The organism is Okeania sp. SIO2F4 (genome assembly GCF_010672385.1).
Classification (GTDB): Bacteria; Cyanobacteriota; Cyanobacteriia; order Cyanobacteriales; family Microcoleaceae; genus Trichodesmium.
Genome location: NZ_JAAHGT010000245.1, coordinates 1 through 11,250, shown reverse-complemented (window position 1 = coordinate 11,250; position 11,250 = coordinate 1). Strand labels below are relative to the sequence as shown.

11 protein-coding genes are annotated in these 11,250 nt (G+C 35.3%); 6 read left to right on the top strand and 5 right to left on the bottom strand.

Features of this window, described 5'->3' with window-relative positions; all coding sequences use genetic code 11:
* Positions 1 to 796: 796 nt before the first annotated feature.
* The 3 genes from opcA (at position 797) to F6K22_RS16830 (ending at position 4,503) form a co-directional block, all read left to right on the top strand.
* Complete coding sequence (gene opcA, locus F6K22_RS16840; protein ID WP_293099998.1) at positions 797 to 2,119, top strand: glucose-6-phosphate dehydrogenase assembly protein OpcA; 1,323 nt, start codon at positions 797 to 799, stop codon at positions 2,117 to 2,119.
* Between the two features lie 687 nt (positions 2,120 to 2,806).
* Positions 2,807 to 3,418 carry a hypothetical protein gene (locus tag F6K22_RS16835; RefSeq protein ID WP_293099995.1) on the top strand — a complete coding sequence of 204 codons (612 nt, stop codon included), beginning with the start codon at positions 2,807 to 2,809 and terminating at the stop codon, positions 3,416 to 3,418.
* 923 nt (positions 3,419 to 4,341) lie between these two features.
* On the top strand, positions 4,342 to 4,503 hold the full coding sequence (locus F6K22_RS16830) for a hypothetical protein (RefSeq protein WP_293099992.1): 162 nt from the start codon (positions 4,342 to 4,344) through the stop codon (positions 4,501 to 4,503).
* A gap of 238 nt (positions 4,504 to 4,741) precedes the next feature.
* Here the strand turns inward: F6K22_RS16830 and F6K22_RS16825 are convergent, their stop codons facing one another.
* The 5 genes from F6K22_RS16825 to F6K22_RS16805 all read right to left on the bottom strand — a co-directional run bounded on the left by F6K22_RS16825 (position 4,742) and on the right by F6K22_RS16805 (position 7,728).
* Complete coding sequence (locus tag F6K22_RS16825) at positions 4,742 to 5,347, bottom strand: class I SAM-dependent methyltransferase (RefSeq protein ID WP_293099989.1); 606 nt, start codon at positions 5,345 to 5,347, stop codon at positions 4,742 to 4,744.
* Positions 5,348 to 6,484: 1,137 nt separating this feature from the next.
* Entirely contained in the window at positions 6,485 to 6,859 is a 375-nt protein-coding gene (gene folB, locus F6K22_RS16820; RefSeq protein ID WP_293099986.1) for a dihydroneopterin aldolase, read from the bottom strand.
* Between the two features lie 9 nt (positions 6,860 to 6,868).
* Complete coding sequence (locus F6K22_RS16815) at positions 6,869 to 7,180, bottom strand: DUF1688 family protein (protein WP_293099983.1); 312 nt, start codon at positions 7,178 to 7,180, stop codon at positions 6,869 to 6,871.
* A gap of 31 nt (positions 7,181 to 7,211) precedes the next feature.
* Positions 7,212 to 7,391, bottom strand: a complete 180-nt coding sequence (locus F6K22_RS16810) for a DUF1688 family protein (RefSeq protein ID WP_293099980.1) — start codon at positions 7,389 to 7,391, stop codon at positions 7,212 to 7,214.
* 94 nt (positions 7,392 to 7,485) lie between these two features.
* On the bottom strand, positions 7,486 to 7,728 hold the full coding sequence (locus F6K22_RS16805; RefSeq protein WP_293100001.1) for a DUF1688 family protein: 243 nt from the start codon (positions 7,726 to 7,728) through the stop codon (positions 7,486 to 7,488).
* A gap of 94 nt (positions 7,729 to 7,822) precedes the next feature.
* Here F6K22_RS16805 and folK point away from each other — a divergent pair, with 94 nt between their 5' ends.
* The 3 genes from folK (at position 7,823) to F6K22_RS16790 (ending at position 10,848) form a co-directional block, all read left to right on the top strand.
* Positions 7,823 to 8,338: a 2-amino-4-hydroxy-6-hydroxymethyldihydropteridine diphosphokinase gene (gene folK / locus F6K22_RS16800; protein ID WP_293099977.1), complete on the top strand. Its 516-nt coding sequence runs from the start codon at positions 7,823 to 7,825 to the stop codon at positions 8,336 to 8,338.
* Positions 8,339 to 8,367: 29 nt separating this feature from the next.
* Positions 8,368 to 9,087, top strand: a complete 720-nt coding sequence (tmpR, locus tag F6K22_RS16795; RefSeq protein ID WP_293099974.1) for a bifunctional dihydropteridine reductase/dihydrofolate reductase TmpR — start codon at positions 8,368 to 8,370, stop codon at positions 9,085 to 9,087.
* 873 nt (positions 9,088 to 9,960) lie between these two features.
* Positions 9,961 to 10,848 carry a dihydropteroate synthase gene (locus F6K22_RS16790; RefSeq protein WP_293099971.1) on the top strand — a complete coding sequence of 296 codons (888 nt, stop codon included), beginning with the start codon at positions 9,961 to 9,963 and terminating at the stop codon, positions 10,846 to 10,848.
* The last annotated feature ends 402 nt before the right edge of the window (positions 10,849 to 11,250 follow it).

The following is an 11,250-nucleotide window of genomic DNA, read 5'->3' as shown; positions in this document are numbered from 1 at the left end:
AGTTATCAGTTAGCCTCCTGTCGGAGGAACTGCGTTAACAGTTATCAGCACTACCTCCAGTAATAGGGAGGCTTGAAATGGGAAATTTTCTTCTCTTGGTCGATTAGATATGGCGAGGAGACCAACTGCTTTTTATCCCCTTGAAAGGGGAGGCTATTGACCTTATTTTTTGGTCACAAAGCAAGTAATTTCCTCAAATTAAACTGACAACCCATAACTGGTTAGCGATCGCTAATGTCCTTTGGCGAGTATTACAGCCAACTGTTAACTGATGACTAATAAGTTACCGAAAAATTGGGTTTAAAGCCTCGCCGAGGCGCGGGCGACTTTCTATACTATGCTATAATTAGATTGGTTATGTACCCGCCTTGTCTCATAAATACTGTAGAAAAGAAGATTAGGTCGAAACTCACCCATGTTGAGAGCAGAACAAGGGAAGCTTTCAGGTCAATGAGCAGCTAAAAAGAGAAGGCACTTATCTGTGCCTATAAGAATTCTTGATAAGTCGCGGGAGGGCATCCCGAGACTATAAATGGACGTGGAGGCAAGCGTAAGACTACCGTCAAGGTAGTGGCAGTCGATGAAGCGTCAACTCGCCGAGGAGCTAAGGCTCGGTAGGAATCCCCGTGCCTTTAGGACGGGGAGGATGTCAAATTAGATTAAAAGTGTTATTACGGGTTCAACTTTTGACTATTAGATTTCTAATTAAGTAGAAATTTTTTTAGGAAAAAGAAGCCTACTTAATAACTACCAGGTTTAACGCAAGCATCACTAAAGAACTAAGCATTTACGAAAAATGAGTACAACACTTGTTGCCTTACAACAACCAAAAGATATCTCTCTGAGTGAAATTGAGGCAGAACTAAATAAAATATGGCTCAGTCAAAGTGGAGGCAAGGCAACTCCAATTGCTACCAGGGCAGCTACTTTCAGTATGGTCGTATACGAACCTGAAGAATTCCAGCAACTTTTGGCTGGTTTGGGATTCTATCAGGGTGAAATAGATGGTATTAATGGCACAGCAGCTCGTGAAGCTATTAAGGAAGCTCAAAAAACTTATGGATTACCAATAACAGGTAGAGTAGACTCGGAAACTCTTGCCAAATTACGCTCAGAGTGGGCAGCTAAATCACCAGAAGATAAGCAATTCCCGAATTTTGATGTTCGGGGATTTAGTATGAGTGAAGTTATCGCAGCTCAAAATCCTTGTCGGGTTATTACTATGTGTCCTACCTTCGGAGAAGATACAGGGGTAACAGCTCAAGTTTCTGCTTATTGCCCAGTTCAGAAAAAGCAGTCTTCACTAATTTGTTGTGAATACATTACCCTACGAGGGACAAAGGAAGCACTGGAACGGGTGAGTGATATAGTTACATCATTAATGATTCCTGACCTACCCAAGTTTGTTTGGTGGAAAGCTACTCCCAACCCAGAACAGGAACTTTTCCGTCGCCTATGCAAAACTAGCAATTGCATTATTGTAGATTCATCTTATTTTAGCGATCCAGAATCTGAATTTCTCAAAATGCAGGAGTTGATTGAGGATCAAACCTATATCGCTGACTTAAATTGGCATCGTCTTTCTGCATGGCAAGAGTTAACTGCTGCTACTTTTGACCCGCCAGAGCGTCGTGCTGCTCTGGGTGAAATTGATACAATTACTCTTGACTATGAAAAAGGTAATGTATCTCAAGCATTAATGTTCTTAGGTTGGTTCGCTAGTCGTCTTGATTGGCAACCTACAACTTATACTGAAATTGGTGGTGATTATGACATCATCCATATTAAGTTTACTACTCCTAACGATAGGGAGATTCTAGCAGAGTTGGCAGCAATTCCTACTGCTGACTATGGTGAAATTCCTGGAGATTTAGTGGGTCTGCGTTTAGGTTCGAGTAATCCCAATGCAGATTGTTGTACTATTTTGTGTTCTGAAACTACTGGTTGTATGCGATTAGAGGCAGGTGGTAGTGCCCAGTCTTGTCATACAGAGCAAGTCAGTGCTTTAAGCGATCAGAAGGCGGAATATTTGATGGCTCAACAATTACAACGTTGGGGACGAGAGGTTTTGTATGAAGAGAGTTTAGCTATAACTGCTGAAATTCTCAAATTGCGTTAATTTTAACTAGCTATCAGCTTTTAGCCCTTGCTATTAGCTTATAGGGGCGAATGGCCATTCGTCCCTACTGGGTTAAAATCCCCTACAACTGTTGCGTACGATTGTTTTGAAGGGGTTGAAATCCCCTTTCCGTTCCGGAATGCTCCGCAAACGTTCACTTGAGAAAAATAATCTTGCTAACTGCCAATCGCTGACCGCTTTTTTAACAATATAAATATCTCCCAAAATTAATCTTTTTCATAAAAATAATGTAGAGATATTCTAGGGAATTTCTTTACATCAGACATCTCCAATAAGAAAAAATCAAATCAATTATCCTACAGAAACGCTCGATTATTTCCCCCTACTCCCCACTCCCTTTCATAAAAAGAATGTAGAGATATTCTAGGAAATTTCTCTACATGAGACATCTCCAATAAGAAAAAATCAAATCAATTATCCTACAGAAACGCTCGATTATTTCCCCCTACTCCCCACTCCCTTTCATAAAAAGAATGTAGAGATATTCTAGGAAATTTCTCTGCATGAGACATCTCCAATAAGAAAAAATCAAATCAATTATCCTACAGAAACGCTCGATTATTTCCCCTTACTCTCTACTCCCCACTCCCTACTCCCTACTCCCTCTTTTCTAATGATAGAATTAAAAATAATCTATCACCCTCCAAAAAAGCTATGTTCTGTCCAATGCAACTCGATTGCCAGGCTATGACAGGAGTAATTTATAATTGCCCTAACCTGTCAGAATGTCTAGATAACTCTCCGTTAAATAGAAGAGAAGCAATTAGACTTTATTTCCTGAATCAAGGAATTAAGCCAGAAGATATCAGAATTAATGGGGGATCTACCCAAGACAACAATCCTGATTATTATTCCTGTTTATACAGTTCTAGTTTTACCTATAATTTTGATGGTGAGACTAGGGACAGAATTATTTTTGGTACTTCTATAGTGTGGGAAGACTCAATGGGTGGAGCGCGACGTTTCCATAATTTGAGTAGAGAAAATTTACAACAACTTATTAGTCAAGGTTTTGCAAATCCCGCAGATGCACAGAATTTTTCTCCAACTGTTGGCGATTTTTTTGACTTTGCACAAAGACAAGGGAATAAAGGTTTTGAGTTTATTTTTGAAGGTTATGTAATTAGTCCAGAACGTCCAGATTATCGAGTTAGTATTGATGGTTTATTTTATCGGGGAATTTGCTCTACAGAATTAATTTTTGACTTTCAAGAATTTGTTAATGAACCAGATGAATTAGAGATAGAGCCTAACTATTTACGGGCTTGGTGGGATTGAAAATTCTCATAACTAATGACTAATATTATTTCTTTGATATAATCTTAATTAGCTATTAGTAATTGATAATAATTAAGACTATAATATCAGCTATCAGCGTTTTTTATTCCCAAAAACAGTCAAGGTTTAAAGCCTCTGCTTTCAGGGAGAAAAAAGAAAAACAAATCTTTTTATCCAATTCTATCTAAGTTAAGTTTTTAAGCAATTAGGATAAATGGAAATGTGGAGAAAGGCGATTGCACTTGTTGGAAAAAGTTGCGACTGGTATTTCCAGCAGATTTTGAATAATTGTTTCAAAGTAAAAAATAATTTCAGTCATATATTTACTTCTTGGGATCTTCACAAAGGTATAATTCATAAATATTATTTATTTTTTCTAGACTTGTGCTGTATCAAATGACTTGTTTTACACTTTTAATTATAATTACCGAATAATTAATAATTATTAATTAAATACTTTGGTTAAAAGCGGACCCTCATAGGGAAAAAGCGGTCGATCTTCGGAGCTTTCCGTAAGGATGGGATGGATGGGTTACTTAACCATATCCAATCTCCCAAAAGAGAAAAGTGCTCTTGAATTTCCTAATATTCAATTGGGTTGCGGTTTTCCTTGAGGTAATTATCCATTATCCATTATCCATTATCCATTAATGAACCCATCTACTGTCAATGTCAAAAGCAAGGTAGAATAACTTTTACTACTTTACAATTTTCAAACAGAAGTAGAGCAATACAAGGAGTATTTAGATCCAGAAGAATTAGTTGACAAAATAAATTATCTTAAGAGGCTTTATGAAGAAGAAATTAACAAAATAGCAAAAGGATACAGACTGGAACCTAACAATTTAGAAATATTAGCTAAATTTGAATTAGACTGGTTTGGTGAATTAATAGATGGAATAGATGAAAACGGAGAATACAAAATGATAACTCTTAATTCAGATGGCAAATTTGACTGGTACAGATTTTTAGATGTGGAAACTACTGCATCAGGTATATCTATTCCTATTAAACTTACAGTTAAAGAAATTCCTGAATTTATACCTTATGCTATAGTTACTCCAGATGGTAAGTGGCACGAATAAGGCTGTCAAAGTCACATACGACTATTCTCAACTATACTACCCAATTTATCTACAATAGACCTCTCCAGAAAAGAGGGAACACTTAACTGGGAACACTTAACTGGGAACAGGGGGGAGTAATTGATAATTTATGGATAAGAATTGATTTTATTTTTTATTTTTGGAGAAGTCTAATGAATTTGGTCAACTCACCAAAACAATATTCTATGTATAAAATTAGAAAAATATAATCTGACAATTATTTAGTAAATATTGTTAGTAATACTGCTCCTAATAAGTAATAATTAGCTTGTAAATTTAAGCCAGCTTCTTCACCTAATTTTTCACGAGCTGTTGGACTGTAAAGGTTTAAACCACCAGGAGAAATACTTAAATACTGAAATTCATCTTGCCATTTAAAATAAGAATCAACTAAATAAAAATATCCACCAGGGCGTAATACTCGACTCACTTCATTAAATACTTGTTGAGGGTGAGGATAATGTAAAAAACTAATCGTATTAAAAACAGCATCAAATTGTTCTTCACCAAAAGGCATTTCTTCAGCATTTCCTAATAAAAATGTTAAACGCTGTGGATAACAATTACGACTATTTGCTTGACTAATCATTTCCGGAGATAAGTCTAAACCAGTACCTTGAAGATTAGGAAAATTAATGGCAAGACGATGGATAAGTTTTCCCGTACCACAACCTAAATCAAGTACATTTGCCGAAGTTGGTAAATTTACATATTCCAGCAACCTTTTATGTATAGCTTGATAAACTACAGATGGAAATAACCAATCATAACTTGGTGCCCAACGGTCAAAAAATGTTTGTTTAATGGAAGTATTATTTGTCATTTCAGTTATCAGTTGTCAGTTATCAGTACCTATGGCTAAACCCTATCACCGATCGGGAACTCCTAAAACCCTTTTTTGTTTTGATAGGGAGATGGGGGTTTGGGGGGAGAGTAAGCGCCAAATTACGGCTTGCAGGAAAAAAACATATTTTTAAATACATTTACTCTTCCGACTTAGTGATACCAATTACCATAAAGTAACGCTATACTTAGGCTATACTTCAGATATACTTCAAAAGTTAAATAGTTACCAAGATTCAAAGTCTGTTTTTGACAATTATTAGTCGCTTAGTATATATTTTTCCTACTTTTAATCTCTCCCGTACGGACGTTGCATGCAACGTCCCTACTACTCCCCACACTTCCCCACCCGATCGGGTATAGCATTCTTTTTGAGAAATGGTATGAGAGGGTATTTTTTCAAGTTACAGCCTTTGCTATATACAAAGATTTGCCGATGGGACAAGCCTGCTTTTATACCCGGACTTGGTATCAGGAGTCAGAATGAATAGGTTTAATACCATTTTTTATGTCGTAACTTATCTTTTTCGTCAAATAGACATTTTCTATACAGTCTTTTAATCGTATTTATTATTCGTAACATTCTTTTTTGAAATTGGTATAACCCCACAGATTAATTAGGGCTTGCTGATTAAATCGAAAAGCATTGACATATAAAGGTTTTAGACTTCTTAGGTATTGAAAAAGTACGAAGTTTTTGTTCTAGGGATCTCAAAAAGTTAGGATTTTGGGTTACGCGAGGCAGAAAAATTAAGGGATGATTTTTCCTCCTGCCTCCTCTAAATTCCCTATTCCTCCTGACTTCCCCTCCTGGCTCCCCTCCTGGGAGGGGTGGGGGTGGGTTGGGTTAGGGCTGGGTTGACTCCTGACTCCGTTCTCCTACCTTCACCCATAAGACTTTTTCAGCAAACCCTAATTAATATCTGTATCAATTATCTGTAGGGTATAGTAACAACAAGCTACCAAAAATTTTGCGATTAATTCATATTTTTAAAGCTAGAATATATCAACTTAATATTTTATTGATAAATAGCCTCTCCCAAATTTTATTGAATAATCGAAAAACTCTGTATTTAACCATATTGAAAAATGCTATAAATTCAAAATAATCAGCAATTTAGTTATATACTAATGCCTCCTTTCCTCTAGTTATTTCAATAGTAACTTTGCCACTAAAATCAGGGATAGGGGCGGCTAATTTAGTTAAACTAACCTTGACATCTTGTACTAATGGCTGTTCTAAAATAGCTGTAGCGATCGCATCTGCTACTTTTTCTAATAAAGCAAACTTAGAATTTTTTACCAGTTCTTGGACAGTATTAACTATACTGGCATAATCAACAGTATCTTCTAAGGCATCACTTTTGCTAGCAGCAGTCAAATCTAACCCTAAAGTTAAATCTACTTCAAACCATTGACCTAATACTTTCTCTTCTGGAAAAAATCCGATGTATCCGTAGCAGCGAATTCCAGTAATTGAGATTGAGTCCATAATGACTAATTAAAAAATAGTTCCATCACTTTTTATCTTAATCGGAGGCGTACCATCTTTTCTTAATTCTTTTGGTATTTTTCTTCCTGCTATCCAGGCACCACCTTGTAAAACTTTTACCAGTGGTAATTTTAAGGCGGTTAAGTTAAGTTTTTCTCGAATAACTATAGCAATTTTATCTAAAAGACTAATAGTTAAAAAAGATATATATTTTACAATAATTTCGGAATTAGGCAAATGTTGCCGCTGTAAAATTAAGGAATTTTTCACTTTTATTGATTTCATATCTATAAATAAACCGCCATTCCTATATTCTGCCAACCCAGTTAGATCGTCTAATCCGATATATTTTTTAACCCAATTCTTGTAATGGTTCGAGTAGTGAATAGGTCAAACATTGAGATAATTTATGAAAGGGTATATATTCATCCCCTAAATTGTTAGTTTTAAGGCCCGAATGAAGCCAAACATCTCCTAAGTTAATTCCTGAGATTGTACTACGCACTGGCCAAACTTCTCCTAATCCTTCCAATACAACATTTAATACAGCAGTGGCTTCAATTGTTTCGTTGTAAGTATGATTTTACAACATCACGCCGTGTGCAACTTTTTCCAACCGACGAAATTTAGGGAGTTGTGAGAACCAGACTTTCTGCTCTTGACCCAGAAACGCTGATTATTCCATAGAAAGTTGCACATCGCGTAAAATATACATAATCAACCATATTTTCTGGACGTGGATTATCAGTGCCAAAAAAAGAGGGATGTTTCTCTAACACTTTGCCTAAACGTTGCAGTAATTGTAGACGACCTTCGACACCTACTAGAGGATTTTCTGCATTAACTTGAAATTCTTGGAAAAGGTATATTTAATGTGGGATACTGCTAGTAGATAGTATCAATATTATTGATAAAATTTAATCTACAAAATAAATCGGGAAATTAAAAGGTATCGCTCTAACAATGTCTAATCCTACTAACTTAAACAACTTAGAAAAAAATCAGGGAAATGCTGCTATTGGTATGGGTAGCAATTTGGGAGAATCTCTAGATACTCTAAAAAATGCAATTCAAACTTTAGATGAAATTCCTGGTATTAACTTAATTAGTTATTCTAACTGGTATAGAACTAAACCTATAGGTCCACCTCAACCAGATTATATCAATGGTTGTGCATTATTAAAAGTAGAATTAACCGCCCATAAATTGTTAGAAATTCTCTTAGAGACTGAACAAAAATTTAAGCGGGTACGTTTAGAACATTGGGGACCTAGAACTTTAGATTTAGATTTAATTTTATATGATGATTTAGTATTAGATACTCCTAATCTGCAAATACCCCATCCTCGAATGAGAGAAAGAGCTTTTGTTCTTGTACCCCTAGCAGAAATAGCTCCTGATTGGATCGAGCCAGTTTCAGGAAAGACAATCGCTAAACTTCTAGAAGAGGTAGAATGTTCTGGAGTATCCAAGCTTTAAGCTGGTAAGTAAAAATAGTAATTCTACTAATGATTAAAAAAGCACTTATAACAGGTTCAGCAGTTGGAATAGGTAGGGCGATCGCTCTCGACTTAGCCAGCAAAGGATTTGATGTGGCATTTCACTATAACCAAAGTGCAGTTAAAGCTAACCAAGCAGCTAACCAAGCAGCTACTTATGGAGTAAAATCTATTGCCCTACAAGCAGATGTTACTAAACCAGAGCAAGCTCAGTCTCTTGTAGAAAATGTGGTAGAAAAACTAGGAGGTTTATCAGTAGTAGTAAATAATGTAGGAAACTTTTTAGGAAAACCTACGAGCGAAATATCCATAGCAGAGTGGCAAGAAGTTATTGACTCTAATCTCAATTCTAATTTCTATGTTACTACTGCAGCACTTCCTTATCTCAAAGCAGCTAATGGGGCACGAATAGTTAATTTTGCTTGCGCTCATGCTCAAAATGTGGTAGCACGAAAGACAAATACGGCTTATGTAATTGCCAAAACAGGCATCATCATCTATAGTAAATCTTTGGCTCAAGAGCTAATTAGAGACAAAATTACTGTTAATGTGGTATCCCCTGGAATAGTTGAGAATTCTTTTGACCTAGAAGAAATGATTCCTAAGCTACCTGCTAAACGTCCAGCAACTTTGCAAGAAATTAATCATGCTGTTTGGTTTTTTATTAATCCTGATTCTGATTATATTACAGGGCAAGTTTTGGAAGTTTCTGGTGGTTGGAATTTATAAATTAGGGAATAAGAAATAGGGAATAAGGAATAGGGAATAGGAAAAAAATTAATTTAACTTATTTAAGTTAGGAAACCTATGACTCAAAAATAAGGTATCAAGTCTTCCTTTTCAAGACTGTAAAAAAGGAAATTTATGATTTTCTTGCCTCTTACTAAAGCTGGGGTTACTGATAACTGAAATGCTTCATCTTGAAGATTTATATACAATCTACGAACAAAACAAAAATTCTCTAAAAGCCAAAGTAGAAGAATTTTCTATTGGTAATAAAGGGAATAGGGAATAGAGGAAATTTTTAACTTATATATCAGTTGAGTAAACCTCTGACTAAGAAATAAGGTTTCAAGCTTCCTCTTTAAAGGGGATAAAAAAGGAGATTACCAATGGATAATGGATAATTGATAATTGATAATTAATTAATCCGGTTGAAAGCCTCTCTTTTTATTGTGATTTCCTTCTCTTCAATTCCATTACGGTTTGAACCAGAGGTAATTATCCATTATCAATTAATGAAATATTTTCTTGCCTCTTACTAGAGCTGGGATAACTGATAACTGATAACTGATAACTGATAACTGATAACTGATAACTGATAACTGGAATGCTTAATCTTGAAGATTTATATACAATCTACGAACAAAACAAAAATTCTCTAAAAGCCAAAGTAGAAGAATTTTCTATTGGTAATAAAGGGAGTAGGGAATAGGGGGAATTTTTAACTTATATATCAGTTGAGTAAACCTCTGACTAAGAAATAAGGTTTCAAGCTTCCTCTTTAAAGGGGATAAAAAAGGAGATTTTGGATTTTTGTAGCCTCCCTATTACTGGAGGTACTGATAACTGATAACTGATAACTGATAACTGATAACTGAAATGCTTAATCTTGAAGATTTATATACAATTCACGAACAAAACAAAGATTCTCTAAAAGCCAAAGTAGAAGAATTTTCTATTGGTAATAAGCAATTTAATTTTAATACTGAGAAAGCTATTTTAGGAGTTATAAATCTTTCTAATGATTCTTGGTATAGAGAAAGTGTATGTTTGAGTGCAGAAACAGCTATTCGTCGAGGAATGGTTTTGAAGGCTCAAGGTGCAGATGTTGTAGATATTGGGGCAGAATCAACTTTAGAAAAGGCAGAAAGGGTGGAAGATATTAGGCAAAAAAGTCAAATTTTGCCTGTTTTGAAAGCGCTTAACGAAGAAGGTGTTTTGACTTCAATAGAAACATATTATCCAGAAGTTGCCACAGAATGTTTAAAGGCAGGAGCTAATATAATTAATTTAACCGGACCGGAAAAAAGTGCTGAAATTTATCAGACTGTATCTGAATTTAATGCGGGGGTAATTATCTGTTATGTTCAGGGAAAAAATGTGAGAGAAGTGGGTGATTTTGATTTTGGAGATGACCCTACAGATTTAATGTATGAATATTTTGCTAAAGAAATAGAAACAGCAACTAAATATGGCGTGAGAAAAATATTTATTGACCCTGGTTTGGGATTTTATTATAAGAATCTTCAGGATAGTTCTCTACGCATTGGTTATCAGATGAAAACTTTTTTAAATACTTTTAGATTGAGGAAATTAGGTTTTCCAGTATGTCATGCACTTCCCCATGCTTTTGAATGTTTTGGAGAAGAAGTTAGAAGTGCCGAACCTTTTTTTTGCGTGTTAGCTGCATTGGGAAAAACTGATTTATTTAGAACCCATGAAGTTCCTAAAATTAGAGCTGTTTTAGATACTTTGGGATTATTTTAAAAATAAGGGAGTAGGGAAGAATTCATTAATGGATAATGGATAATTGATAATTGATAATTACCTCAAGGAAAACCGTAACGGAATTGAATATCAGGAAATATTATTTCTTTTTTTGGTCGGTTGGATATGGGGTTTAGCGCTCCACACAACGCGCGTTAACGCAGATAAACGACCGCTTTTTCTCTTGAAATAGAAGGCTTTATACCTTGATTTTTCGGTAAGAAGTAATAGACCACTCCGGAAAAGAGGGAGTAGTAGAGACGTTGCATGCAACGTCCGTACAGAGTAGGGAATAGGGGGAAAGAATTAATGATTTATGGACGATAATTTATTTTATTTTTAATCTAATAGTAGTTCTAAATAGGTTGTAAGTTCATAAGCAAAATTAATTACACATTCTAT

What these genes read in the sequence shown, in the direction of transcription:
- opcA (WP_293099998.1), top strand. Translation starts at nt 797, where the DNA reads ATGAGTACAACACTTGTTGCCTTACAACAACCAAAAGATATCTCTCTG.
- F6K22_RS16835 (WP_293099995.1), top strand. Translation starts at nt 2,807, where the DNA reads ATGCAACTCGATTGCCAGGCTATGACAGGAGTAATTTATAATTGCCCT.
- F6K22_RS16830 (WP_293099992.1), top strand. Translation starts at nt 4,342, where the DNA reads ATGATAACTCTTAATTCAGATGGCAAATTTGACTGGTACAGATTTTTA.
- F6K22_RS16825 (WP_293099989.1), bottom strand. Translation starts at nt 5,347, where the DNA reads ATGACAAATAATACTTCCATTAAACAAACATTTTTTGACCGTTGGGCA.
- folB (WP_293099986.1), bottom strand. Translation starts at nt 6,859, where the DNA reads ATGGACTCAATCTCAATTACTGGAATTCGCTGCTACGGATACATCGGA.
- folK (WP_293099977.1), top strand. Translation starts at nt 7,823, where the DNA reads ATGTCTAATCCTACTAACTTAAACAACTTAGAAAAAAATCAGGGAAAT.
- tmpR (WP_293099974.1), top strand. Translation starts at nt 8,368, where the DNA reads ATGATTAAAAAAGCACTTATAACAGGTTCAGCAGTTGGAATAGGTAGG.
- F6K22_RS16790 (WP_293099971.1), top strand. Translation starts at nt 9,961, where the DNA reads ATGCTTAATCTTGAAGATTTATATACAATTCACGAACAAAACAAAGAT.